Source organism: Streptomyces sp. NPDC004629 (genome assembly GCF_042873595.1).
GTDB lineage: Bacteria > Actinomycetota > Actinomycetes > Streptomycetales > Streptomycetaceae > Streptomyces.
This window is the reverse complement of record NZ_JBIALO010000003.1, coordinates 156385-179209: the sequence shown is the minus strand read 5'-3', so window position 1 is coordinate 179209 and position 22825 is coordinate 156385. Positions and strand designations below refer to the sequence as shown.

At 69.2% G+C, this 22825-nt stretch carries 25 protein-coding genes; 13 read left to right on the top strand and 12 right to left on the bottom strand.

The annotated features are described in order from the left end of the window. Nucleotides 1–184: 184 nt before the first annotated feature. Both ACFYTE_RS06100 and ACFYTE_RS06095 read right to left on the bottom strand, forming a co-directional pair. A complete protein-coding gene (locus ACFYTE_RS06100; protein WP_351730797.1) occupies nt 185–397 on the bottom strand; it encodes a DUF5326 family protein in 213 nt (70 codons plus the stop codon). Nucleotides 398–591: 194 nt separating this feature from the next. Beyond that, nucleotides 592–909: a cupin domain-containing protein gene (locus tag ACFYTE_RS06095; protein WP_351730800.1), complete on the bottom strand. Its 318-nt coding sequence runs from the start codon at nt 907–909 to the stop codon at nt 592–594. A 59-nt stretch (nt 910–968) separates the two neighbouring features. On the opposite strand from ACFYTE_RS06095, the gene ACFYTE_RS06090 reads away from it, so the two are divergent. The 5 genes from ACFYTE_RS06090 to ACFYTE_RS06070 all read left to right on the top strand — a co-directional run bounded on the left by ACFYTE_RS06090 (nt 969) and on the right by ACFYTE_RS06070 (nt 4828). After that, entirely contained in the window at nt 969–1349 is a 381-nt protein-coding gene (locus ACFYTE_RS06090; protein WP_388705540.1) for a phage holin family protein, read from the top strand. A 7-nt stretch (nt 1350–1356) separates the two neighbouring features. After that, entirely contained in the window at nt 1357–1848 is a 492-nt protein-coding gene (locus ACFYTE_RS06085; RefSeq protein ID WP_388705537.1) for a low molecular weight protein-tyrosine-phosphatase, read from the top strand. Further along, a complete protein-coding gene (locus ACFYTE_RS06080; protein WP_388705534.1) occupies nt 1845–2993 on the top strand; it encodes a cystathionine gamma-lyase in 1149 nt (382 codons plus the stop codon). The genes ACFYTE_RS06085 and ACFYTE_RS06080 overlap by 4 nt, the downstream gene beginning before the upstream one ends. Nucleotides 2994–3353: 360 nt before the next feature. Beyond that, the gene (locus tag ACFYTE_RS06075; protein ID WP_388705531.1) at nt 3354–4259 is read left to right on the top strand and encodes a LysR family transcriptional regulator; all 906 of its coding nucleotides are present in this window, start codon (nt 3354–3356) and stop codon (nt 4257–4259) included. An 86-nt stretch (nt 4260–4345) separates the two neighbouring features. Continuing rightward, complete coding sequence (locus tag ACFYTE_RS06070) at nt 4346–4828, top strand: NUDIX domain-containing protein (RefSeq protein ID WP_388705529.1); 483 nt, start codon at nt 4346–4348, stop codon at nt 4826–4828. Nucleotides 4829–4832: 4 nt separating this feature from the next. Here the strand turns inward: ACFYTE_RS06070 and ACFYTE_RS06065 are convergent, their stop codons facing one another. After that, entirely contained in the window at nt 4833–6434 is a 1602-nt protein-coding gene (locus ACFYTE_RS06065; protein WP_388705526.1) for a globin domain-containing protein, read from the bottom strand. A 447-nt stretch (nt 6435–6881) separates the two neighbouring features. Between ACFYTE_RS06065 and ACFYTE_RS06060 the strand changes: the two genes are divergently transcribed. Continuing rightward, a complete protein-coding gene (locus tag ACFYTE_RS06060) occupies nt 6882–7748 on the top strand; it encodes a GNAT family N-acetyltransferase (protein ID WP_388705523.1) in 867 nt (288 codons plus the stop codon). 74 nt (nt 7749–7822) lie between these two features. Here the strand turns inward: ACFYTE_RS06060 and ACFYTE_RS06055 are convergent, their stop codons facing one another. Together ACFYTE_RS06055 and ACFYTE_RS06050 are read right to left on the bottom strand one after the other, a co-directional pair. After that, complete coding sequence (locus ACFYTE_RS06055; RefSeq protein ID WP_388705520.1) at nt 7823–8245, bottom strand: heme-binding protein; 423 nt, start codon at nt 8243–8245, stop codon at nt 7823–7825. Nucleotides 8246–8303: 58 nt separating this feature from the next. Then, the gene (locus ACFYTE_RS06050) at nt 8304–9512 is read right to left on the bottom strand and encodes an MFS transporter (RefSeq protein WP_388705518.1); all 1209 of its coding nucleotides are present in this window, start codon (nt 9510–9512) and stop codon (nt 8304–8306) included. Nucleotides 9513–9653: 141 nt separating this feature from the next. On the opposite strand from ACFYTE_RS06050, the gene ACFYTE_RS06045 reads away from it, so the two are divergent. Continuing rightward, nucleotides 9654–10112: a MarR family winged helix-turn-helix transcriptional regulator gene (locus ACFYTE_RS06045; protein WP_388705515.1), complete on the top strand. Its 459-nt coding sequence runs from the start codon at nt 9654–9656 to the stop codon at nt 10110–10112. 9 nt (nt 10113–10121) lie between these two features. Further along, nucleotides 10122–10574, top strand: coding sequence for a GNAT family N-acetyltransferase (locus tag ACFYTE_RS06040; protein WP_388705512.1), 453 nt, complete (start codon nt 10122–10124; stop codon nt 10572–10574). A gap of 52 nt (nt 10575–10626) precedes the next feature. On the opposite strand, the gene ACFYTE_RS06035 is transcribed toward ACFYTE_RS06040, so the two are convergent. Together ACFYTE_RS06035 and ACFYTE_RS06030 are read right to left on the bottom strand one after the other, a co-directional pair. Then, nucleotides 10627–12012 (bottom strand): serine hydrolase domain-containing protein, encoded by a 1386-nt coding sequence (locus ACFYTE_RS06035; RefSeq protein WP_388705509.1) that lies wholly within the window; start codon nt 12010–12012, stop codon nt 10627–10629. Nucleotides 12013–12131: 119 nt separating this feature from the next. After that, nucleotides 12132–12908 carry an AraC family transcriptional regulator gene (locus tag ACFYTE_RS06030; protein ID WP_388705506.1) on the bottom strand — a complete coding sequence of 259 codons (777 nt, stop codon included), beginning with the start codon at nt 12906–12908 and terminating at the stop codon, nt 12132–12134. Nucleotides 12909–13277: 369 nt separating this feature from the next. Between ACFYTE_RS06030 and ACFYTE_RS06025 the strand changes: the two genes are divergently transcribed. Further along, nucleotides 13278–14207 (top strand): NADP-dependent oxidoreductase, encoded by a 930-nt coding sequence (locus tag ACFYTE_RS06025; protein ID WP_388705503.1) that lies wholly within the window; start codon nt 13278–13280, stop codon nt 14205–14207. Between the two features lie 405 nt (nt 14208–14612). On the opposite strand, the gene dnaB is transcribed toward ACFYTE_RS06025, so the two are convergent. Then, on the bottom strand, nt 14613–16091 hold the full coding sequence (gene dnaB, locus ACFYTE_RS06020; RefSeq protein WP_388705501.1) for a replicative DNA helicase: 1479 nt from the start codon (nt 16089–16091) through the stop codon (nt 14613–14615). Between the two features lie 459 nt (nt 16092–16550). Here dnaB and ACFYTE_RS06015 point away from each other — a divergent pair, with 459 nt between their 5' ends. Beyond that, nucleotides 16551–17888, top strand: a complete 1338-nt coding sequence (locus tag ACFYTE_RS06015; protein WP_388705498.1) for an MATE family efflux transporter — start codon at nt 16551–16553, stop codon at nt 17886–17888. Nucleotides 17889–18034: 146 nt separating this feature from the next. Here ACFYTE_RS06015 and rplI read toward each other — a convergent pair whose 3' ends face one another. The 4 genes from rplI to rpsF all read right to left on the bottom strand — a co-directional run bounded on the left by rplI (nt 18035) and on the right by rpsF (nt 19752). Further along, nucleotides 18035–18481 (bottom strand): 50S ribosomal protein L9, encoded by a 447-nt coding sequence (gene rplI, locus ACFYTE_RS06010; protein ID WP_388705495.1) that lies wholly within the window; start codon nt 18479–18481, stop codon nt 18035–18037. A gap of 18 nt (nt 18482–18499) precedes the next feature. Beyond that, on the bottom strand, nt 18500–18736 hold the full coding sequence (gene rpsR / locus ACFYTE_RS06005; RefSeq protein WP_003949403.1) for a 30S ribosomal protein S18: 237 nt from the start codon (nt 18734–18736) through the stop codon (nt 18500–18502). Between the two features lie 57 nt (nt 18737–18793). Continuing rightward, the gene (locus ACFYTE_RS06000) at nt 18794–19393 is read right to left on the bottom strand and encodes a single-stranded DNA-binding protein (RefSeq protein ID WP_388705492.1); all 600 of its coding nucleotides are present in this window, start codon (nt 19391–19393) and stop codon (nt 18794–18796) included. 68 nt (nt 19394–19461) lie between these two features. Continuing rightward, nucleotides 19462–19752: a 30S ribosomal protein S6 gene (rpsF, locus tag ACFYTE_RS05995; RefSeq protein ID WP_388705489.1), complete on the bottom strand. Its 291-nt coding sequence runs from the start codon at nt 19750–19752 to the stop codon at nt 19462–19464. Nucleotides 19753–20018: 266 nt separating this feature from the next. Between rpsF and ACFYTE_RS05990 the strand changes: the two genes are divergently transcribed. From ACFYTE_RS05990 to ACFYTE_RS05980, 3 genes are all read left to right on the top strand, one after another. Then, nucleotides 20019–20330, top strand: a complete 312-nt coding sequence (locus ACFYTE_RS05990) for a hypothetical protein (RefSeq protein ID WP_388705488.1) — start codon at nt 20019–20021, stop codon at nt 20328–20330. Between the two features lie 179 nt (nt 20331–20509). Beyond that, nucleotides 20510–21631: a peptidoglycan bridge formation glycyltransferase FemX gene (gene femX, locus ACFYTE_RS05985; RefSeq protein ID WP_388705486.1), complete on the top strand. Its 1122-nt coding sequence runs from the start codon at nt 20510–20512 to the stop codon at nt 21629–21631. Nucleotides 21632–21714: 83 nt separating this feature from the next. After that, on the top strand, nt 21715–22746 hold the full coding sequence (locus ACFYTE_RS05980) for an alanine racemase (RefSeq protein WP_388705484.1): 1032 nt from the start codon (nt 21715–21717) through the stop codon (nt 22744–22746). Nucleotides 22747–22825: the final 79 nt, after the last annotated feature.

Genomic DNA, 22825 nt, shown 5'->3' with positions numbered 1-22825 from the left:
CCGAAGCGCGAGGGGCAGCCCGTGCGGGGAACCGGGTGGGGCCTGCACCGCCCGGAGGGGCCGGACCCCGCGTGGAGTTCCGGACTCTAACCGTCGGCCACGGCTGGGGGCCGGTCTGCCCGGAAACTTCCCTCGCGCGAGGGAACCGGTGATTCCTGTTACCGTCACCGTTCTCTCAGGGTGCTCACCAGTCGCCGCGCGACGAGGAGCTGGACATGAACTTCCGCACCACGTAGATGAGGCCGCCGACCAGCGCCACGAAGATCAGCGCCTTGAAGAGCAGACCGATCACGAAGCCGACCACGGTCGCGATCAGGCCGCCGAACACGACCAGGGCGATGACCGGCACCGCGACCCACTTCACCCACCACGGCAGTCCCGCGAAGATCTCTCGCATTGCCCTCGTCCTTCTCTGCGTTGCCAGGTGTTCCCGGACACGTTCCACGTGTCCGAGGGTCCTCGACGCCTGTCGATGTCTCGATGGTCGTCGATGTCCCGCTCTCGATGCTAGGGCCGCGGGGCGCCGCCGCGGGGGCCCAGCACCCCTTGTCCGCCCCTGACCGTTCCCCTAGGGATCCCGGGGGGCCGGGGTCACGCCTCGGGCGGAGAGAAGACCACCAGGACCCGCAGATCCTCGCTGATGTGATGGAACTTGTGGGCCACGCCGGCCGGCACGTACACCACGCTGCCGCGCGCCACCTGTGTCGTCTCCGTGCCGACGGTGATCGAGGCACGACCGCTCACGACGAAGTACACCTCGTCCTGCCGGTGCGGCTGCTGCGGGTCGTGCTCGCCCGCATTGAGCGCGTACAGACCGACCGACATGTTCCGTTCGCGCAGAAACTGCAGGTAGGCGCCCTCGTTGGCGGCGCGCTCCGCCTCCAGTTCGTCCAGCCGGAATGCCTTCATCGCCCTTGCCGCCCTCGCCCCACTGCTCGTCGCCGATCTCGTCTGCCACGATCAGACACATGAAGAATTTCGTAGTCAAGACGATCGCCAACGCGGGTGCCCTGGCCGTCGCCGTATGGCTGCTCGACAAGATCACCCTGACAGGTGACAGCACCGCCAAGAAGACCGGTACGCTGATCGTCGTCGCCCTGATCTTCGGCCTGGTGAACTTCCTGGTCAAGCCGGTCGTGCAGGTTCTGACCTTCCCCTTGTTCATCCTGACGCTCGGCCTGATCACCCTGGTGGTCAACGCGCTGATGCTGCTGCTGACCTCATGGCTGTGCGACAAGCTCCAGCTGAGCTTCCACGTGGAGGGGTTCTGGACCGCCGTTCTCGGCGGTCTGATCATCTCGATCGTGTCCTGGGCGCTGAACCTCGTCCTGCCCGAGGGCAAGGACTGAACCCGCGATGACTTACCGCGTCTGCTTCGTCTGCACCGGCAACATCTGCCGCTCCCCGATGGCCGAATCCGTCTTCCGCGCCCGCACGGCGGAGGCGGAACTCGCGGATCTCGTCGAGGTCGACAGCGCGGGCACCGGCGGCTGGCACGAGGGCGAGGGCGCCGATCCGCGCGCCGTCGCCGTCCTGGAAGAACACGGCTATGACATCGACCACACGGCCCGGCGGTTCCAGCTGTCGTGGTTCTCCCGGCTCGACCTGGTGATCGCCCTCGACTCCGGACACCTCAAGGCCCTGCGCCGCCTGGCACACACGGAGGAGGACGCGCGCAAGGTGCGGCTGCTGCGCTCGTACGATGCCGGCGCCGGGGACGACCTGGACGTGCCCGACCCGTACTACGGGGGGCCGGACGGCTTCGCGGAGTGCCTTGAGATGGTGGAGGCGGCGAGCACAGGGCTGCTCGCCGCCGTACGCGACCATCTGGAGGGACGGGCCGCATGAGCGACGCCACCGAGGATGCCGGCCGGCCCGGCGACGGCACACGCGCGGTCCGCGCCGGACTGCCCGATCCGGTCAAGCACGAGCCGACGCTGCCCGGGCCTGTCTTCGCCGCCCATTTCCACCTGCCCGGCGAGGTGACGGGCCCCTACGCCTACGGCCGTGACGACAACCCGACCTGGACGCTGCTGGAAGGCGCCATCGGCGAGCTGGAGGCGCCCGGCCGGGACGGTGTCGAGACGCTGGTGTTCGCCTCCGGTATGGCGGCCATCTCGTCGGTGCTCTTCTCCCAGCTGCGCGCCGGGGACACGGTCGTGCTGCCCTCCGACGGCTACCAGGTGCTGCCGCTGGTACGCGCCCAGCTGGAGGCGTACGGCATCGAGGTGCGCACCGCGCCGACCGCGGGCGACGCCCAGCTCGACGCGCTGGACGGGGCGAAGCTGCTGTGGATCGAGACGCCGTCGAACCCCGGGCTCGACGTGTGCGACATCCGTCGCCTGGCCGAGGCGGCACACGCGCGTGGCGCCCTGGTCGCCGTCGACAACACCCTGGCCACGCCGCTGGGGCAGCGCCCCCTGGAGCTGGGCGCGGACTTCTCGGTGGCGAGCGGCACCAAGCAGCTCACCGGCCACGGGGACGTGCTTCTTGGCTATGTCGCCGGGCGCGATCCGGAGGCGATGGCCGCCGTGCGCCGCTGGCGCAAGATCGTCGGGGCGATCTCGGGGCCCATGGAGGCCTGGCTCGCGCACCGTTCCATCGCCACGCTCCAGCTGCGCGTGGACCGGCAGGACGCCACGGCGCTCACCGTCGCCCGGGCGCTGCGGGACAGACCCGAGGTGGCCGGGCTGCGCTATCCGGGGCTGCCCGACGACCCCTCGCACAAGGTCGCCGCGCAGCAGATGCGGCGCTATGGGTCCGTGGTCTCCTTCACGCTGCCCACACGCGCGCGTGCCGAGCGCTTCCTGGAGGCGCTGCGGCTCGTCGAGGACGCGACGAGCTTCGGCGGAGTCCGGTCCACGGCCGAACGCCGCGGCCGCTGGGGCGGAGATCCGGTCCCGGAGGGGTTCATCCGGCTGTCGGTCGGCGCCGAGGACCCCGAGGACCTGGTGGCCGATCTGCTGCGTGCGCTGGACGAGTCGGCTCCGTGACCGGATGACGGGCCCTGGAAGGTCTCCAGACGTCTCCAGTGGGTCCCGGAGGGTTCCGGAGGTCTATGGACCGGGTTGGCCGCGCGCGACGTCCGGTCGATGCACGGGGGCATGTACAGCGCCGGTCATGCACCGCTTCGGGGCGCGGACGGCGTACCTGTCGCATACGACGGGCGGTCCGAGCCTCCCCCCTCGTGGCTCGGACCGCCGCGGTTCTCCGCGCGCGAAGAACCGCGCCAACAAGGCTAGTTGACTCTCTGTCAGTGTCCAATCACAGTAGCGACAGAGACCTATCGACTTATTTATCGTTGGGCCCTGCCCGGAGGCCCCGCGAGGGACAGGGGAAGGGGAAGGCACGCCATGGATCTGGCCTTGCTGCGTACCTTCGTGACCGTGCACCGGGCCGGTTCCTTCACCCGCGCCGCCGCGCTGCTGGGTCTGTCCCAGCCGGCGGTCACCTCCCAGATCCGGACGCTGGAGCGGCAACTGGGCCGCCCCCTGTTCCTGCGGCAGGCCCGCGGGGTGACCCCGACGACCATCGGCGATGAACTCGCCCACAAGGCCGCCCCGCATCTCGATGCCCTGGTGGAGATCACCGAGACCGGCCTGGACGACGAGTCCTCCCCGCGCACCCTGCATCTGGCCGGCCCGCCCGAGTTCACCGCCGAACGTGCGCTCCCGGCGCTCACGGAACTCACCGGCGACGACGGTCAGGGATTCGCCCTCCGCGCCTCCTTCGGCAACGCCGAGGAGATCCTGGAGGGGCTGGCCGCCGGACATCACGACCTGGCCATCGGCACGGCCCGCCCCCGCGGTGCCCTGCTCACGGCGACCCCACTGTGCGACGAGGAGCATGTCCTGGTCGCCGCCCCGCGCTGGGCCGAGGAGATCGACGCCGGGCAGGTGCGCAGCAAAGGGGCGCCCGCCCTGGAGAACCTGCCCGTCGTCGAGGTCCACGAGTCGCTGCCGTTCGTCTCCCGGTACTGGGCCTCCGTCTTCGACTGCCGCCCGGCCGCCTCGGGCACCGTGATCGTCCCCGATCTGAGAGCGGTCCTCGCGTGTGCGACGGCGGGCGCCGGACTGGCCGTCCTGCCGCGCTATCTGTGCGCTTGCGCCCTCGACCGCGGTGAGGTGATCGCGCTGCACGAGCCCCCGGTGCCGCCGCTGCGTACGTACTTCCTGGTGGTGCGCACCGGCACCCTCGCCATGCCGCACATCGCGCGGGCGCACGAATGGCTCCAGCGGGCGGCCACGGACTGGGGCTGAGCAGCCCATGGCGGGGTCACACCGTGCGGTCGGCCCGTGGCACTTTGCGATGTTTCACGTGGAACCAGCCGGGCCACATTTCCTCCATGACCGTCCGACCCGTGGTCAAGCGCACCGCACGTGCCGTCCTCCTGGACGGCGACGACCTGATTCTGATCAAGCGCACCAAGCCCGGAATCGATCCCTACTGGGTCACCCCCGGTGGCGGGGTCGAGCCGAAGGACACAACCGTCGTCGACGCCCTGCACCGCGAGGTGTACGAGGAACTCGGCGCCAAGATCACCGATGTGGTGCCCTGTTTCGTGGACACCGTGGAGCACATCGGTGAGGACGGCGGCGCGACCGGTGTGAAGGTGCAGCACTTCTTCGTCTGCCGACTGGAGTCCATGGACCCGGCCCTGCGCCACGGCCCCGAAGTGGACGAGCCCATCGGCGAGTACGAGATCGTGCGGGTGCCGTTCACCCGCGTCGGCATCGCCTCCGTCCATCTCGTGCCGCTGTCGCTGCGGCACTATCTGGACGGCAATATCGAAGGCGTGCGCGCCATGCACGCCCCGGATCTCGGCTGACGGCTCAGTCCCCGACGGCGACGAGTTCCTCGACCGAGTCGTGCCGTATGCGCTCCGCCGGGATGCCTGCGTTCCGCAGCATGGTGACCCCGCTGCGGATCATCCCGGGCGGCCCCGAGAGATAGGCGTCGTACTCGTTCCAGGGACCGTACTCCCGGATGGCGTCGGGGAGCCGGAGTTGCGCCTGCTGGTCGATGACCGCCCGGACCGAGAGCCAGGGGTGGGTCTGCTGGAGCCGGAGCATCGTGTCGATGTCGTACAGGTCGTGGTCGGTGCGGGCGCCGTAGAAGACCTCGACCGTGCGGCGCTCGCCGTGTTCGGCGACGTCCTCGATGAGCGCCTTGATGGGCGCTATGCCCGTGCCGCCGCCGAGGCAGAGCAGACCGCTGTCCGTGGTGTGGTCGACCGTCATCGAGCCGGACGGCGGGCCGAGCCGGACGGTGTCGCCCGGGCGGGCGCGGTGCACCAGGGCGTTGGAGACCCAGCCCGCGGGGACGGCCTTCACATGGAACGTCAGCAACCCGTCGGAACGGGGCGCGGAGGCGAAGGAGTAGTGCCGCCAGATCCGCGGCCACCAGGGCGTCTCCAGGCTGGTGTACTGCCCGGCGAGGAAGGGATAGGGCTGGTCCGGGCGGACAGAGACGACCGCCACGTCGGGCGTCCTGAGTTCATGGCTGACGATCTCCGCGTGCCACCAGGCCGGGGAGCGCATTTCGTCCAGGGCCGCCGCGTCGATCATCACCTGCGACATCGTCGTGTACGCCCGCACCCACGCCGCCTCCGTCTCCGCGTCCCAGACGGCGGAGGCGTACTTGCTCAGCGCGCCGATGAGGCACTCGCCGACGGCCGGGTAGTGCTCGGCCCGGGTGCCGTACTTGCGGTGGCCACGGCCGAGGTTCTGCAGATAGTCGATGAGGACGGGGGTGTCGTCGATGTGCTCGGCCGCGGTCAGCAGGGCCTTCAGGAGCCGGTCCCGCTGGGTGTCCATCGCGGCCGGGAACAGCGGCCGCAGATCGGGATGGCGCACAAAGAGGAGCGCATAGAAGTACGAGGTGACCTTGTCGGCGACCGGCCCGACCTCGGCCATGGTGCGACGGATGAGAAGGGCGTCCGGTGAGGCCTGCGGGGAGACGGGCGCGGAACGCTGCGCGGGCACACGCTGTTCGCGCTGCGGCGGGTCGAACGGGGTGGCCGGCGCCTCGGGGGGTGGCGAGGAGGGCTCCGTTATTCGCTCGGCAGCCGGTGGGGTTTCGCCCACAGCCTCCGTGGCCTCGCCCATGGCGGCCAACGAGCCGGGTGGCGACGAGGCGGGTGGCGACGAGCCGGAGGGCAGAGAGCTTGGGGACGATGATCCGGAGGGCGGCGAGCCAGGGGCAGGAACGGCGGGGGCGGGGGCGGACGCGGACGGGTGCTCGCGGGTCTCCTGCGTACGGCGTCCCACCGGTCGCAGCACGGCCGGGCGGCGGCCCTCCCGCGGCTCCTGATCGCCGTCCGACGGTGCGACCGGCGGCATTCGGCGGGGTGTGAACCAACCGCCCCCGTCCGAAGTGCGGTTGTCCGCCGACGTGGTGGTCGGAGCGTCCATGGTGTGCCTCGCCTCGAACATCTTTCGGTCCGTCCGCGCGCTTCCTCGATCGGAAGGTGTGCCTGCTTTGCCCGCGGACGGCTTGCCTTCTCACTTCGCCCCGGCGGCCGGTGAGGGCACCACAGCGTCGCGTTCCGAGCGGTGTGAACCCCACCCCGGACATGAACCGGAGTCGACCATACCGGCAGCCGCCGCGCACACAAGTCCCTCCTTCCTCCCCCACGAATCGAACAACGGGCGAACCATGGAATCCCTCAATTACCGGGCGCGGCGCACCAATTCATCGGCATCCCACAGATCCCACCCGCTGCCGGGGGTCTTGCGTGGGCCCGTCCGGATCCCGATCCCGGTTTCACGTGAAACATCCGTATCGGCCCACCGTGCCGATGACCACGCCATGGCCAAAAGAACGTGTCTCTACCCGAAACAGGTAGACGTCAGGGGTGCTGTTCGGACAGCCTGACCTGCGTGCCAACACCTTCCCTCGCCTCCTTGCCCATCCGTCGCCTGACGCCCCGCGATCTCAGCGCCTGCGCCGACTTGTCAGAGGATCGGGGGTGGCCTCGCGAGGAACACAAGTGGGGCTTCCTCCTCACGGCAGGAAGGGGGCACGGTATCGACGACCCCGACGGCGGTCTCGTCGCCGCCTGTGTCGTCACGGAGTACGGTCCTCAGGACCACCCCGATCTGGCTGCCGTCGGCATGGTCCTGGTCGCCGAGCGGCACGCCCGCCAGGGCGTGGGACGCCGGCTGATGGGTCATGTCGTCTCGACGATGGGAACCACACCCCTGACGCTGTACGCGACGCCGTACGGCCGCCCGCTGTACGAGGAGCTGGGCTTCAAGGTCACCGGTCGCGCGGAGATGGTGCGCGGGCGCTTCAGCCCTCAGGGGCCGCCGTCCCCGGTCGCCACCCGTGCGGCCACCGCCGAGGATCTGACCTCGATCGTCAGGCTCGACGAGGAGGTGTTCGGCGTCGACCGCACCCCCGTCATCACCCGGCTCCCCGCCTTCGCCGACCGGCTGTACGTCGCCGAGGACAACGGCCGGATCATCGGCTACGCGGGCGCCTGGCCCAATATGGACACCCATGTCGTCGGTCCGCTGATCGCCCGCGACACGGAGACCGCGAAGGCTCTGATCACCGCCCTCGCCGCCCACACCGACCGCCCGCTGCGCACCGACATCGACGTACGGCACGAGGAGCTGCTGGCCTGGGTGAGGGAACGCGGGCTGGCGTCCGTCGCCTTCAACGCGGTGATGACGTACGGCAGCACGGATCTGCCCGGCGACTGGACCCGCCGGTTCGCGCCGCTGACCGTGGCGGCGGGCTGAGGAACGCTCGCGGACGACGAACGCCGGCTTCCGCCGCGTGGCGGGAGCCGGCGTCGCCGGGACGGGAGGAGCACTCAGGCGAGCGCGCGGACCGCGGTGAGGGCGAAGCCGTGGTCCTGCTCGGGCGCGCCGCCGCCCACGCCGATCGCACCGATCAGCCGACCGTCGCGGTGCACCGGGATGCCGCCCGCGATGAACAGCAGGGGCCGGTCGAGCGCGGTGGGCAGGGTGTGGAAGAGCCCACCGGGCTGTACGGCGTCGACCAGGTCGGCGGTGGGCGCGTTCAACTGGAGCGCGGTGTACGCCTTGCGGGTGCTGGTCTCTCCGGAGATCAGCACCGCTCGGTCGTCCCGGCGGAAGGCGAGCAGATGGCCGCCCGCGTCCAGGACGGTGACGCTGACAGTGACCCCGGCCGCCTCGGCCGCAGTGCGGGCCGCACTGACCAGGGTCTCGGCCTCCTGGGTGGTGAGCGGGGCGACGGCAGTGGTGCTGCTCATGGGGGGGCTCCTTGAGAGGTGTCGTTGAAGGTGTGTTTCGTTCCCGGCCGAGGTCGGTTCAGTGGTGGACGGCCGTCCGGTGGGTGGTGGACGTGCCGGCCGTCACCACGGTGCCGGCGGCGGAGCCCCGGCGCTCCAGTACGGCCGAGAGGAAGGCGAGCAGCAGCGCGGCCGCGGCGAGGGCGGCGCCGACCCAGTTGGGGGCGGTGTAGCCGAAGCCCGCCGAGATCACGATGCCGCCGAGCCAGGCGGAGAGTGCGTTGCCCAGGTTGAAGGCCCCGATGTTCACGGCCGAGGCCAGCGTGGGAGCACCGTGCGCCTGGTCGAGGACACGCTTCTGCAGGGGCGGCACGGTGGCGAAGCCGAGGGCTCCGATCAGCGCGATGGTCACGGCCGCCGCGATCTTGTGGTGCGCGGTGACCGTGAAGAGGGCGAGCACGACGGCCAGGGCGCCCAGGGAGACATACAGCATGGGCATCAGGGCGCGGTCGGCGAACCTGCCACCGATGAGGTTGCCGGCGACCATGCCGAGGCCGAAGAGCACCAGCAGCCAGGTGACGGAGCCGTCGGCGAAGCCGGCGATGTGGGTCATCATCGGCGCGATGTAGGTGATGGCCGCGAAGACTCCGCCGAAGCCGAGGACGGTCATCGCCATGGCGAGCAGCACCTGGGCGTTTTTGAAGGCGGCCAGTTCGTGGCGCAGGTGCACGCCTTCGAGCCTGGGCATCTCGGGGACCAGCCGGGCGATGCCGGCCAGGCCGACGACACCGAGGGCCGCGACGACAGCGAAGGTGACCCGCCAGCCGATGTGCTGTCCGATGAGCGTGCCCAGCGGGACACCGACCACGTTGGCGACGGTCAGCCCGGTGAACATCATCGCGATGGCCCCGGCCTTCTTGTTCGGGGCGACCAGTTCCGCGGCGACGACCGATCCAATGCCGAAGAACGCGCCGTGGGCCAGGGAGGCGATCACCCGCCCGACCAGCATGACCGCGAAGGCGGGGGCGAGGGCGGACAACAGGTTCCCGGCGATGAACAGGCCCATCAGCAGCATCAGCATCCGCTTGCGCGGGACCTTGGTGCCGAGCACGGTCATCAGCGGGGCGCCGATCACCACGCCGAGCGCGTAGCCGGTCACGAGCAGGCCCGCGGTGGGGATGGAGACGCCGAACTCGCCCGCCACCTCGGGCAGCAGGCCCATGATCACGAATTCGGTCGTTCCGATGCCGAAGGCCCCGATCGCGAGGGCCAGGAGCGCGAGAGGCATAAGGGGCCAACCCTTCCCTGACGATTGCAGATGCGCTTTGCGTGCGTTCACAATAGTTGCAGACGCGGGCTACATGCAAGCGCAGGCAATTGCAGGGCTGCTCTATCCTGGTCTCAGCCGCTCCGGGACGGAGGAAACGCCATGACAGCGACCGACCCCTCGCTCACCGCCCTTGCCCAGGGCTGGTGCGCCCTCTCCCTGCTGCACGGGAGGATCGAGGCGCACATCGAGCGCGCCCTACAGGCCGGGCACGGCCTGAGCGTGCGCGAGTACTCGTTGCTCGACGTGCTCAGCCGACAGCACGACGGCGACGGGGGCCATCTGCAGATGAAGCAGGTCGCCGACGCGGTGGTCCTGAGCCAGAGCGCCACCACCCGGCTGGTCACCCGGCTTGAGGACCGTGGCCTGCTGGAGCGCTATCTGTGTCCGACCGACCGCCGCGGCATCTACACGAACGTCACGGAGGCGGGACTCGCCCTGCTCACGGACGCACGGCCGACCAATGACGCCGCGCTGCGCGAGGCCCTTGACGAGGCGGCCGTCAATCCGGAACTGGCCCCGCTCGTACGGGTCGTCGAGTCACTGAATGTGCCCGCATAGGGTGCGGGTATGGCAGATCTCGCTATACGTGCCGCCGTCGCCGACGACGTTCCCGCCATCGTCGCCATGCTCGCCGACGACCCGCTGGGGGCTCAGCGGGAGTCCCCGGACGATCCCGCCCCGTATCTGGCCGCGCTGAAGCGGCTCGACGCCGATCCGAACCAGCACCTGGTCGTCGCCGTGCAGGAAGGCCGTGTCGTCGGCACGCTCCACCTCACGATCATTCCGGGACTGTCGCGGCGCGGTGCCACCCGTTCGATCATCGAGGCCGTACGCATCCACGCCGACGCGCGCGGCAGCGGACTGGGCACGCGGCTCATCGAGTGGGCGATCGAGGAATCCCGGCGTCAGAACTGCCAGTTGGTACAGCTGACCTCCGACAACAGCCGCACCGATGCGCACCGTTTCTACGAGCGGCTTGGATTCGCCGCCTCGCACACGGGCTTCAAACTTCAGCTCTGACCCACCGGGGTGGCCTGTTTCACGTGAAACAGGCCACCCCGGACAAGGCCGACTAACCGATCCCCCGCCATCCCTCGGGATCCACCCCGCCGGGCGTGGTGGCGCCGTCGTCGTACGGCTGCCGTGTGAACACGAACGAGCCGAGGTCCAGATGGCTCACCGACCCGTCCGGGCGCCGTACGGCCCGCAGAAGCTCCCCGTGGTAGTAGCCCTCCAGCCCGGTCCAGGTGCCGTCACCGTTGGCCCGGAAGCGCGAACTGCGGCCACTGCCGGACAGCGGACCCAGTGAGAGGCGCCCATCGGCCGTCACCCGCAGGCCATAGCCATGTGTGCCCCAGTACCACGGCCCCGCCAACTCCAGCACGGACGGATCGACTTCACGCAACGGCCGCCATGGCTCCGGGATCTTCGGCTCGGCCTCGGCGACGATCCGTACGAGATCGGCTCCCACCGTGCCGAGCAGCGGTCCGGAGGTGCAGTTGGCCAGCACCACGGCGGCCACATCGTCCGCGACGCTGATCGTGAGATTCGCCAGGAAGCCGGGAAGCGACCCGGAGTGCCCCACCAGCAGCCGACCATGACGGTGCTGAATCTGCAGGCCGAGACCATAGGTGGCGCCGTCCATGACATCGGCCGCCTCGGCCGGTGCCGCGGGCGTCCGCATCTCCCGCACGGTGTCCGCGCTCAGCACCCGGTCGTCCCCCTGAGTGAGGAAGACCGCGAACCGCACCAGGTCGCCGGTGGTGGACCACAGTTGGCCGGCCGGCGCCATCCGGCCGAGATCCTCGGCCGGCTCGGGCAGGAGGGCATCGGCCCAGGGGTGGACGGCCCAGCCGCCCGCGTGCGGGGCCCGGGGTTGGGCGCCTGTCCGGTCCAGGCCCAGGGGTGCGAGCACCTCCCGGTGAAGCACCTCCTCCCAGGGGGCGCCGCGCACCTCCTCCACCAGGGCGCCGAGCAGCGTGTAGCCGGGGTTCGAGTAGTGGTGCCGCCGGCCGATCGGATGCAGGAGGGGCTTTTCACCGAGCACATCGCTCAGCTCGGGGCGCAGCGCACCGGGGGTCCGTTCCCACCAAGGGGCCGGCGACTCGGCCGCCAACCCGCCCGTGTGCGCGAGCAGTTCGGCGATGGTGGCCTCCCCCGCGCCGGTGCCCGGCAGATGCTTCTCCAGCGGGTCGCCCAGGTCCAGCACGCCCTCGTCACGCAGCCGCAGCACGAGAACGGCGGTGAACGTCTTGGTGATGGACCCGATCCGGTACTGCACGTTCTCGTCCGGTGCGTGCCCGTCCATCGAGCTTCGGGACCCGTGCCAGACGGTCCGTCCGTCCCGCACGACCGCCGCCACCAGCGAGGGCGCCCGCCCCTCGGCCTGCGCCACGGCGATCCGATGCAGCAGCGCACGCCGCGTGGCAGGGAGCAGTTCTTCTGGAGATGTCGTCATGCCCCCAGTCCATCCGCTCGGGGCACACGCGTCGAGTCCATTTCCGCGCCCTCCCATGGCGCCCGCGGCGGGCCGCTGCAGGTTCCGGTGAGCCCTCTCCTCCGGAGCAGGTCCTGCCGCTAGTCATGAGCCGCGCGCGCCGCAGAGCGGTAGCGACCGGGTGTCTGGCCGACGAGATCGGTGAAGGCTTCGATGAAGCTGCTGGGATTCGCCCAGCCCAGTCGCATCGCCGTGTCAGTGACCGAGGCGCCTTCGCAGAGTTCGAGCAGTGCCCGCTGAATACGCAGCAGCGTGCGCCACTGATGAAAGCTCATCGACAGTTCGCTGCTGAACAGACGGCTGAGGGTTCGTTCGCTTGAGCCTGTTCTGTGCCCCAGCTCCGCCAGTGTCGCCCGGCTGGCCGGGTCGGCCTGCAGCAGGTCGGTAACGGCCTTGAGGCGAGTGTCGCTCGGCTCAGGAAGGCGCAGTGATTCCTGCGGGGCGCGAGCAAGCTCCGCGATGACGACATCGAGCAGCAGACGGGCGCGGGGGCTATCGGCTGGTTCGTGGTCGCTGATCACCGCCAGGTAGGCCTCGCGCATCAGCGCACTGGCCACGAACACTGAGGGCTCCGTCGGCAGTTGCTCGGTCAGTGCCGCCGGAACCCGGAGCAGTCGGACATCGGTCTCGCCGTACGAGCGACTGCTGTGTACGGAGAAAGGCGGCACCCAGGTAATGCGGTTCGCCGGCGCCACCCATGTTCCGACCCGGGTCTCAGTGACCAGTGCCCCGGAGACGGCGTACCTGAGCTGGCCGAAGTCATGGAAGTGCGCGGCGATGTCCTCGCCGTGGGCTATGGGCTCGCAGACCGTCGAATCGTCGGTCCAGAACACTGGCTCGTGGATAGGTTCGGTCATAGGCGCTCACCCTAGCCCCGATGCCACTGGCTCAACGGCGCGCGCAAGCCTTTGACCTGGGACGATGCCCTCACTGGCGGGCCCTGGAAGGCTGCAAAGCCATCGACAGCGTTGGCGGGTTTTCGGAATATTCTGGCGCGACACCGGTGGTACGCCTGCGTTGTGGCGTTCATCGTTGAAGCATGTCGCATCAGACGAATCTTGAGGGACAGTCGCACCCTCGCCCTCCCCAGCCGCGGAAGTCAGCACCCGGCCGGTTCTCGGCTCGCGCATGCTGACGGTCAGCCGTCGGAGCGTCTGGGTGAGCATCTTGCGGTAGATGCCGCCGGAAGACCTAGTCCCGTTCTCACCCCCAAGGCCAGGAGAGTCATGCGAGCCATCACCCAGCACACATTCGGGGGCCCAGAAGTCCTCACCATCGTGGACGCGCCCGAGCCCCAGCCCCTTCCGACCGAGGTTCTCGTCCGCGTCAAGGCGATCGGGCTGAACCCACTGGAGGCACGTCTGCGCGCCGGCGAGTTCCCGCTGATCGGCCGACCGCCGTTCGTCCTCGGCTGGGACATCAGCGGCGTGGTCGAGGAGGCGCCGCAGACGTGGCGGTTCAGGCCCGGCGACGAGGTGTTCGGGATGCCGCTGTTCCCACGGGCGGCGAGCGCATACGCCGAGGTCGTGTCGGCGCCGGCGTTGCACCTGGCGCGCAAGCCGGCGTCGCTCTCACACGTCGAGGCGTCGGCGTTGCCAGTCGTCGGGCTGACGGCGTGGCAGGGCCTCGTCGACCTCGGCGGCGTGACCGAGGGCGACCGCGTCCTGATCCATGGCGGTGGTGGCGGGGTCGGCCACGTCGCGATCCAGATCGCGAAGGCGCTCGGCGCGCACGTGATCGCGACCGCCAGCGGGAGCAAGCGGAAGTTCGTCGAGGGGTTCGGCGCCGACGAGGTGATCGATTACACGGCGGTCGACTTCACCGAGGCGGTCCGCGACATCGACGTCGTGCTCGACACGATCGGCGGTGACACCGTCGAGCGGTCGCTCGACGTGCTCCGCCCAGGCGGTCACCTGGTGACGGCGGTCGCCGAGGAGGATGCGGAGCTGGCCGCCAAGTACGAGGCGGCCGGCGTGCGCTTCAGCGGCATCGCGGTCGACCCCGATCCGGTCGCCCTGCGAGGTCTGGTCGAACTCGTCGAACAGGGCAGGCTCCGGGTCCACGTGCAGGAGACGTTCCCGTTCGAGCGCGTCGCCGACGCGCACCGGCTGCTCGACGGCGGTCACCTCCAGGGCAAACTGGTCCTCACCGTCTGATCCTGTCAGGCCGAGGTCGGGGGCGGTGCCCCGGAAGCGGCCGGGATGGTCGGGGCGGAGCCTCGCCGGAGCATCCACCAAACCCCGGAAGCCCACTTTGCGGGACAGGGCCAGGTGATGCGGCCTCGATCGCCGGAGGCGCCGGCTGTTCGGGAAGTTCCAGGGCGACCTGTTCGCGGGAGAGCCGTAGCGCCATCCGCCGTTCGACTGACCATGTGACGTTCAGAGCGTCGGCAGCAGCGCGGGGGGTGGGGTAGGAAGTCGCGGAGATGTTCACAACCACCCCGGCGTTCGAGGACAGGCCGCAGGAGGGCGGCGCGGTAACGCCATCGGCGAGGGCTCGGAGAGCTGGGTTGTGGCCGGCTCCGCGGCGGGTCAGGATCTGGAGACCTACAGCCGCCGGGATCAGGTCTGGGCCATGTCCACGAAGCGTGAGTAGTGGCCCTGGAAGGCGACCGTGATGGTCGCCGTGGGGCCGTTTCGGTGCTTGGCGACGATCAGGTCCGCCTCGCCCGCGCGGGGTGACTCCTTCTCGTAGGCGTCCTCACGGTGCAGCAGGACGACCATGTCGGCGTCCTGCTCGATGGAGCCGGACTCACGCAGGTCGGAGACCATCGGCTTCTTGTCGGTGCGTTGCTCGGGGCCGCGGTTGAGCTGGGAGAGCGCGATGACGGGAAGCTCCAGTTCCTTGGCGAGCAGCTTGAGGTTACGGGACATGTCTGAGACCTCCTGCTGACGGCTCTCGGCCCGCTTGGAGCCACCGGACTGCATCAGCTGGAGGTAGTCGATGACGACCAGCTTGAGGTCGTTGCGTTGTTTCAGCCGACGGCACTTGGCGCGGATCTCCATCATCGACAGGTTCGGGGAGTCGTCGATGTAAAGGGGGGCGGCCGAGACGTCCGGCATACGGCGGGCCAGCCGGGTCCAGTCCTCGTCGGTCATCGTCCCGGACCGCATATGGTGCAGGGCGACGCGCGCCTCGGCGGACAGCAGACGCATCGCGATCTCGTTGCGGCCCATTTCGAGCGAGAAGATGACACTCGGCAGGTTGTGCTTGATCGAGGCGGCCCGCGCGAAGTCCAGCGCCAGCGTGGACTTGCCCATGGCGGGTCGCGCCGCGATGACGATCATCTGGCCCGGGTGCAGACCGTTCGTCAGGGAGTCGAAGTCCGTGAACCCGGTGGGCACCCCCGTCATCTCGCCGCTGCGCGAGCCGATCGCCTCGATCTCGTCGAGGGCGCCCTCCATGATGTCGCCGAGCGGCAGATAGTCCTCGCTGGTGCGCTGCTCGGTTACCGCGTAGATCTCGGCCTGGGCCCGGTTGACGATCTCGTCGACGTCGCCGTCGGCCGCGTACCCCATCTGGGTGATGCGGGTGCCCGCCTCGACCAGCCGGCGCAGGACCGCCCGCTCGTGGACGATCTCCGCGTAGTACTCGGCGTTCGCCGCCGTCGGCACGGTCTGAACGAGGGTGTGCAGATAGGACGCGCCACCGACCTTGTTGATTTCGCCGCGTTTGGTGAGTTCCGCGGCGATGGTGATGGGGTCGGCCGGTTCACCCTTCGCGTAGACATCGAGGATCGCCTGGTAGATCGTCTCGTGCGCGGGCTTATAGAAGTCGTGGCCCTTGAGGACCTCGACGACATCGGCGATGGCGTCCTTGGACAGCAGCATGCCGCCGAGGACGGACTGCTCGGCGTCGAGGTCCTGCGGCGGCACCCGCTCGAACGACGAACCGCCGCCGTCCCAGCCGCCGCTCTCCCGACCCCGTTCGTGCTGCTCGTCCCGGCTCGGGCCGGCGTCACCGCGACGCCGGGAGGCGGGCAGACGATCGCTGGGTCCGCTGTCGGCCCACGGGTCGTCCAAGGGCTCGGAAATGCTCACCGAGCCACCTCCTCCCGTCCGCCGCGCGGACCTCGCCGTGCCCCTCAGTTCTACGGCACGGCACTGACAAATAGGACGCCCAACTCCGGTTCTGCCGCGTCGGTTTTGTGAGGGTTCCGAGGTCGGTGAGACAAGCGGGCGCCGGACCACGTTAGGCCCCTTGGCACCGTCAGCCAATCTGGTTATCCACAGGCCATGTGGACGACGGCCCCGATGCTGTGGAGAACTCGGCAAAACCTGTGCATGACGCGGTGGACAGCCCTGTGAACAAGCCTTCGCACCCCGCGTGGAAACCGCCCTGACCTGCAACTTTCCCATCCACCGGCTGTGCAGAAGAAAAACTTCCCCAGTCGGACCAAGATCGCCTCGTACCGTGCACGAGAGCACACTCAGTGACATTGAAAGTAAGGACCACAAGGGGTTTGCATCTCTTACCTGTGGACGATTAGATTAGCGCCCATGCCACAGGCTTCCGTCATACCCGGGGACACCCGTCGACAGCACGACCGAGAGATCGTCACACTGGCCGTTCCGGCCTTCGGCGCACTGGTCGCCGAGCCCCTGTTCGTCATGGCGGACAGCGCGATCGTCGGCCATCTGGGCACGGCCCAGCTCGCCGGACTCGGCGTCGCCTCGGCGCTCCTGACGACCGCCGTGAGCATCTTCGTCTTCCTCGCCTACGCCACCACGGCGGCGGTGGCTCGAAGGGTCGGCGCGGGCGACCTCCAGGCTGCCATCCGCCAGGGCGTGGACGGCATCTGGCTTGCACTGCTGCTGGGACTCACCGTCATCGCCGTCGTTCTGCCCCTGGCCCCGGCCATCGTGGACCTCCTCGGCGCCTCGGCCACCGCGGCACCGTATGCGACCACCTACCTCCGCATCTCCTCCCTCGGTATCCCGGCCATGCTGGTCGTGCTCGCCGCCACCGGTGTCCTGCGCGGCCTCCAGGACACAAGGACTCCGCTCTATGTCGCCGTGGCGGGCTTCGTCGCCAACGCGGTCCTCAACGCCGGACTGGTCTACGGCGCCGGGCTCGGCATCGCAGGATCCGCCTGGGGCACGGTCATCGCCCAGTGCGGGATGGCAGCGGTCTACCTTGTCGTGGTCGTCCGGGGCGCGCGTGAGCATGGCGCACCGCTACGGCCCGACGCCACCGGCATCAGAGCCTCCGCCCAAGCCGGCCTCCCCTTGCTCGTCCGTACGCTCTCGCTGCGGGCGATTCTCATGATCGCCACGGCCGTCGCGGCCCGCCTGGGAGATGCCGACATCGCCGCCCACCAGATCGTCCTGTCGCTCTGGAGCCTGCTGGCCTTCGCCCTTGACGCCATAGCGATCGCCGGCCAGGCCATCATCGGTCGCTATCTGGGCGCGGACGATCCCCAAGGAGCACGGGAGGCCTGCCGCCGCATGGTGCGGTGGGGCATAGCGGTCGGCCTGACCCTGGGACTACTGGTGGTCGTGGCGCGCCCGCTCTTTCTGCCCCTGTTCACCGGTGACTCCGTCGTCCGCGACGCCGCGCTGCCCGCGCTGCTCGTCGTGGCGCTGTCCCAGCCGATCTGCGGAGTGGTCTTCGTTCTGGACGGCGTTCTGATGGGAGCGGGGGACGGCCCCTATCTCGCCGGAGCCATGGTGCTCACGCTCGCGGTGTTCACCCCGGTCGCCCTGCTCGTTCCCGTACTCGGCGGTGGGCTCACCGCGATCTGGGCCGCCATGACGCTGATGATGACGGTGCGGATGCTGACGCTCTGGCTGCGTTCCCGTTCGGGCCGCTGGATCGTCACCGGTGCCACCCGCTGACCGTTTCACGTGAAACACAGCGGGTGGCAGTGTTTCACGTGAAACGCGTCCGTCCCGCCGTCGATCGACCAGAGGGAACCACACGGAAGGGGCCGCACCCGTCATGGGTGCAGCCCCTCCGTGACTGCTCCAGCAGAGCGCAGCGATCAGGCCGCGACGACCTCGATGCTGACCTTGGCGGCCACCTCGGGGTGCAGACGCACGGACGTCTCGTGGGCGCCCAGGGTCTTGATCGGGGAGGCCAGCTCGATGCGGCGCTTGTCGACCTCGGGGCCACCGGACGCCTTGATCGCGGAAGCGATGTCGGCCGGGGTGACGGAACCGAAGAGGCGGCCTGCGTCGCCGGAGCGGACGGACAGACGGACCTTCACGCCTTCAAGCTGGGCCTTGACCTGGTTGGCCTGCTCGATGGTCTGGATCTCGTGGATCTTGCGAGCGCGACGGATCTGCTCGACGTCCTTCTCGCCGCCCTTGGTCCAGCGGATCGCGAACTTCCGCGGGATCAGGTAGTTGCGAGCGTAACCGTCCTTGACCTCGACGACGTCGCCCGCGGCACCGAGGCCGGAGACCTCGTGGGTGAGGATGATCTTCATGAGTCGGTCACCCTTCCCTTAGCGCGCGGTGGAGGTGTAGGGCAGCAGCGCCATCTCACGGCTGTTCTTGACGGCCGTGGCGACATCACGCTGGTGCTGCGTGCAGTTGCCGGTCACGCGGCGGGCACGGATCTTGCCGCGGTCGGAAATGAACTTCCGCAGCATGTTCGTGTCCTTGTAGTCCACGTACGTGACCTTGTCCTTGCAGAAAGCGCAGACCTTCTTCTTAGGCTTGCGCACAGGCGGCTTCGCCATGGTGTTTCTCCTGTGTGATCAAGAAGTGTGGGTACGGCCCGTCCCCGGTCCGGAGACCTAGAAGGGGGGCTCGTCCGAGTAGCCGCCTCCGCCGCCGGAGCCTCCGCCCCAGCCGCCGCCACCGCCCTGCTGGCCGCCACCGGCGGGAGCACCGGTCGCCCACGGGTCGTCGGCGGGAGCACCGCCGCCCTGCTGGCCGCCACCGGGGCCGCCGCCCCAGCTGCCGCCACCCTGGCCGCCACCACCACCACCGCCGCCGCCGCCGTAACCACCCTGGCCGCCGCGGCCGCCACCGGAGGTCTTGGTGACCTTGGCCGTGGCGTTGCGGAGACTGGCGCCGACTTCCTCGACGTCCAGCTCGTAGACCGTGCGCTTGACGCCCTCACGGTCCTCGTAGGACCGCTGCTTCAGTCGGCCCTGCACGATGACGCGCATGCCTCGCTGGAGCGACTCGGCGACGTTCTCCGCCGCCTGACGCCAGACCGAGCAGGTCAGGAAGAGGCTCTCGCCGTCCTTCCACTCGTTCGTCTGACGGTCGAAGGTGCGAGGAGTGGACGCGACGCGGAACTTCGCGACCGCCGCACCGGACGGGGTGAAGCGCAGCTCGGGGTCATCGACAAGATTGCCGACGACCGTGATGACGGTCTCGCCTGCCATGGGGAACCTCTCGGCGGGTTTGCTCTGGCTGCTTGCTACTCGAATCCCGAGGTCGACTGAGCCGGGGCTCAGTGCATCTCGGGGCGGAGGACCTTGGTCCGGAGGACCGACTCGTTCAGGTTCATCTGGCGGTCGAGCTCCTTGACGACCGCAGGCTCGGCCTGCAGGTCGATGACCGAGTAGATGCCCTCGGGCTTCTTCTTGATCTCGTACGAGAGACGACGACGACCCCAGGTGTCGACCTTCTCGACCTTGCCGCCGCCGTCACGGACGACGGACAGGAAGTTGTCGATCAGCGGGGAGACAGCACGCTCCTCAAGATCGGGGTCGAGGATGACCATCACCTCGTAGTGACGCATGTGGAACCCACCTCCTTTGGACTCAGCGGCCACGGTCGTTCCGTGGCAGGAGGGTTGTGATGCGTACGCAACGGTATCGGCCGCCACTGACAATCAGGGGGTCCCGCCGGGATTCCCCCCACCGTGGCCCGGGCAGACACCGGTGCAGACGCTACACACTACCCGCAGACCGGCTTCCGGTTGAAATCCGGTCGCGGGGGCCGTCAATCTGTACACATCGGGTGTGTAAGGCGCTACGATGCGCCGCCTTCCGCAGGAGGTGCCCTATGGCACAGGCATTGCGACCCAACACCGCCGGATCCCTCTTCGCCACCGACGACAAGCATCATCCGATCCAAGACGTCCTGCTCGGGGTGACGCTGCTGCTCGGGTTGACGGCCTTCATCACGTCGTTCTTCCACAGCCTGCACCTGCTCAGCTCCTGGACCGGCCTGGTGGGCATCATGACCGGCGCCATCGGACAGTGGATCTCGGAGACCACACGTGAGCGGTTCGGTCTGATCCTGGGTCTCGGTGCCGCGGGCATCGGCTTCTTCATCGGCATGGCGCACGGTGGCCTGTTCGGCGGCCTCCTCTGACCCTGCCGACGCCAGGGGCCCAACTTCACGTGAAGCAACTCCCAACGCACCGGCGGTCCACAGGCCGGGGCGAAGGTCCCGTGCGGCCAGTCGGGGCGCCGGGAAGGCGCAGTAGGCTTCGGCGCGAGAGCCGGAGCCCCTGTACCCAGGGGGACACACCAGCCCGAGGAGCGCCCCGAATGACCCTGACCCTGAGGACCATCAGTCGCGAGCAGCATCTGGCCTACATCCAGAGCCTGCCGGCGGCGAGCCACATGCAGGTCCCGGCCTGGGCCGACGTCAAGGCGGAGTGGCGCTCCGAGAGCCTCGGCTGGTTCGACGAACGCACGGGCGAGCTGGTCGGCGCGGGTCTGGTTCTCTACCGTCAGCTGCCCAAGATCAAGCGCTACCTCGCCTATCTCCCCGAGGGCCCGGTCATCAACTGGTTCGCGCCGAATCTGGACGACTGGATCCAGCCGATGCTCGCCCACCTCAAGCGGCAGGGCGCGTTCTCCGTGAAGATGGGCCCGCCGGTGATCATCCGGCGCTGGGAGGCCACCTCCATCAAGCAGGGCATCCAGAACCCGGACGTGAAGCGTCTGCGGGACATCGAGGCCGACTTCATCGAGCCCCGCGCCTTCGAGGTGGCCGACAAGCTGCGCCGCATGGGCTGGCAGCAGGGCGAGGACGGCGGCGCCGGCTTCGGTGACGTCCAGCCCCGCTATGTCTTCCAGGTACCGCTGGCCAACCGCTCCCTGGAAGAGGTCCACAAGAACTTCAACCAGCTGTGGCGCCGCAACATCAAGAAGGCCGAGAAGGCCGGTGTCGAGGTCGTCCAGGGCGGCTACCACGACCTGGAGGAGTGGCAGCGGCTGTACGAGATCACCGCGGTGCGCGACCACTTCCGGCCCCGCCCGCTGTCGTACTTCCAGCGCATGTGGACCGCCCTCAACACCGAGGACCCCAACCGCATGCGGCTGTACTTCGCCCGGCACAACGGGGTGAATCTGTCGGCGGCGACGATGCTGATCGTCGGCGGACACGTCTGGTACTCCTACGGCGCCTCCGACAACATCGGCCGCGAGGTCCGGCCCTCGAACGCGATGCAGTGGCGGATGCTGCGCGATGCCTACGCGCTCGGCGCGACCGTCTACGACCTGCGCGGGATCTCCGACTCGCTGGACGAGACCGACCACCTCTTCGGCCTGATCCAGTTCAAGGTGGGCACCGGCGGCCAGGCCGCCGAGTACCTCGGCGAGTGGGACTTCCCGCTGAACAAGCTGCTCCACAAGGCGCTGGACATCTACATGTCGCGCCGCTGACCGCGCGCCGGGTGCTTCGATACCGTCGATAGCTCTCATACCTCTGATACACCGCAGCCACGAGAAAGGTTCCAGGTCCGGCCATGGCGCTCACGCTCTACGTCGACACCGCGCGCTGGCGGGCGCATCACAAGCACGTGCAGGAACAATTCCCGGGTCTCGTCCCGGTCTGCAAGGGCAACGGCTACGGCTTCGGGCACGAGCGTCTGGCGGAGGAGGCCACACGGCTGGGCTCCGACGTCCTCGCCGTGGGCACGACGTACGAGGCCGCACGGATCAAGGACTGGTTCGGCGGTGACCTGCTGGTGCTGACGCCCTACCGGCGCGGCGAGGAGCCCGTACCGCTGCCCGACCGGGTCATCCGCTCGGTGTCGTCCGTGGACGGCGTGTACGGCCTCGTGGGCGCCCGCGTGGTCATCGAGGTGATGTCCTCGATGAAGCGGCACGGGATCAGCGAGCAGGAGCTGCCGCAGCTGCACGCCGCCATAGAGAACGTCCGTCTGGAGGGCTTCGCCATCCACCTGCCCCTGGACCGCACCGACGGCTCGGACGCCGTCGAGGAGGTCATCGGCTGGATGGACCGGCTGCGCGCGGCGCGGCTGCCCCTGCACACGATGTTCGTCAGCCACCTGAAGGCCGACGAACTGGCCCGGCTGCAGCAGCAGTTCCCGCAGACCCGTTTCCGTGCCCGCATCGGCACCCGGCTGTGGCTGGGCGACCACGAGGCCACCGAGTACCGCGGCGCGGTCCTGGACGTGACGCGCGTGGCCAAGGGCGAGCGCTTCGGCTACCGCCAGCAGAAGGCGGCCTCCGACGGCTTCCTGGTGGTCGTGGCGGGCGGTACGTCACACGGGGTGGGTCTGGAGGCCCCCAAGGCGCTGCACGGTGTCATGCCGCGCGCCAAGGGCGTCGCACGGGCCGGCCTCGCCACCGTCAACCGGAACCTTTCCCCGTTCGTGTGGGGCGGCAAGCAGCGCTGGTTCGCCGAGCCGCCGCACATGCAGGTGTCGATCCTGTTCGTGCCGTCGGACGCACCCGAGCCGAAGGTCGGCGAGGAACTGGTGGCCCATCTGCGGCACACCACCACGCAGTTCGACCGGCTGATGGACCGCTGAGCCGGCCTCCGCGCCCAACCCCGGACAGCCGAAGGGCCGTACACAGACTTCCGTGTACGGCCCTTGCCACGCCCCGCTG

Excerpts from the sequence above, each read along its gene's own strand:
- ACFYTE_RS06080 (WP_388705534.1), top strand. The coding sequence starts at position 1,845 with ATGAGCGACGCCACCGAGGATGCCGGCCGGCCCGGCGACGGCACACGC.
- ACFYTE_RS06100 (WP_351730797.1), bottom strand. The coding sequence starts at position 397 with ATGCGAGAGATCTTCGCGGGACTGCCGTGGTGGGTGAAGTGGGTCGCG.
- rplI (WP_388705495.1), bottom strand. The coding sequence starts at position 18,481 with ATGAAGATCATCCTCACCCACGAGGTCTCCGGCCTCGGTGCCGCGGGC.
- ACFYTE_RS06045 (WP_388705515.1), top strand. The coding sequence starts at position 9,654 with ATGACAGCGACCGACCCCTCGCTCACCGCCCTTGCCCAGGGCTGGTGC.
- femX (WP_388705486.1), top strand. The coding sequence starts at position 20,510 with ATGACCCTGACCCTGAGGACCATCAGTCGCGAGCAGCATCTGGCCTAC.
- ACFYTE_RS06025 (WP_388705503.1), top strand. The coding sequence starts at position 13,278 with ATGCGAGCCATCACCCAGCACACATTCGGGGGCCCAGAAGTCCTCACC.
- ACFYTE_RS06040 (WP_388705512.1), top strand. The coding sequence starts at position 10,122 with ATGGCAGATCTCGCTATACGTGCCGCCGTCGCCGACGACGTTCCCGCC.
- ACFYTE_RS06070 (WP_388705529.1), top strand. The coding sequence starts at position 4,346 with ATGACCGTCCGACCCGTGGTCAAGCGCACCGCACGTGCCGTCCTCCTG.
- ACFYTE_RS06075 (WP_388705531.1), top strand. The coding sequence starts at position 3,354 with ATGGATCTGGCCTTGCTGCGTACCTTCGTGACCGTGCACCGGGCCGGT.
- ACFYTE_RS06055 (WP_388705520.1), bottom strand. The coding sequence starts at position 8,245 with ATGAGCAGCACCACTGCCGTCGCCCCGCTCACCACCCAGGAGGCCGAG.
- ACFYTE_RS05980 (WP_388705484.1), top strand. The coding sequence starts at position 21,715 with ATGGCGCTCACGCTCTACGTCGACACCGCGCGCTGGCGGGCGCATCAC.
- ACFYTE_RS06035 (WP_388705509.1), bottom strand. The coding sequence starts at position 12,012 with ATGACGACATCTCCAGAAGAACTGCTCCCTGCCACGCGGCGTGCGCTG.
- ACFYTE_RS06050 (WP_388705518.1), bottom strand. The coding sequence starts at position 9,512 with ATGCCTCTCGCGCTCCTGGCCCTCGCGATCGGGGCCTTCGGCATCGGA.
- ACFYTE_RS06030 (WP_388705506.1), bottom strand. The coding sequence starts at position 12,908 with ATGACCGAACCTATCCACGAGCCAGTGTTCTGGACCGACGATTCGACG.
- ACFYTE_RS06065 (WP_388705526.1), bottom strand. The coding sequence starts at position 6,434 with ATGTTCGAGGCGAGGCACACCATGGACGCTCCGACCACCACGTCGGCG.
- rpsR (WP_003949403.1), bottom strand. The coding sequence starts at position 18,736 with ATGGCGAAGCCGCCTGTGCGCAAGCCTAAGAAGAAGGTCTGCGCTTTC.
- ACFYTE_RS06085 (WP_388705537.1), top strand. The coding sequence starts at position 1,357 with ATGACTTACCGCGTCTGCTTCGTCTGCACCGGCAACATCTGCCGCTCC.
- ACFYTE_RS06000 (WP_388705492.1), bottom strand. The coding sequence starts at position 19,393 with ATGGCAGGCGAGACCGTCATCACGGTCGTCGGCAATCTTGTCGATGAC.
- ACFYTE_RS06090 (WP_388705540.1), top strand. The coding sequence starts at position 969 with ATGAAGAATTTCGTAGTCAAGACGATCGCCAACGCGGGTGCCCTGGCC.
- rpsF (WP_388705489.1), bottom strand. The coding sequence starts at position 19,752 with ATGCGTCACTACGAGGTGATGGTCATCCTCGACCCCGATCTTGAGGAG.
- ACFYTE_RS05990 (WP_388705488.1), top strand. The coding sequence starts at position 20,019 with ATGGCACAGGCATTGCGACCCAACACCGCCGGATCCCTCTTCGCCACC.
- ACFYTE_RS06015 (WP_388705498.1), top strand. The coding sequence starts at position 16,551 with ATGCCACAGGCTTCCGTCATACCCGGGGACACCCGTCGACAGCACGAC.
- ACFYTE_RS06095 (WP_351730800.1), bottom strand. The coding sequence starts at position 909 with ATGAAGGCATTCCGGCTGGACGAACTGGAGGCGGAGCGCGCCGCCAAC.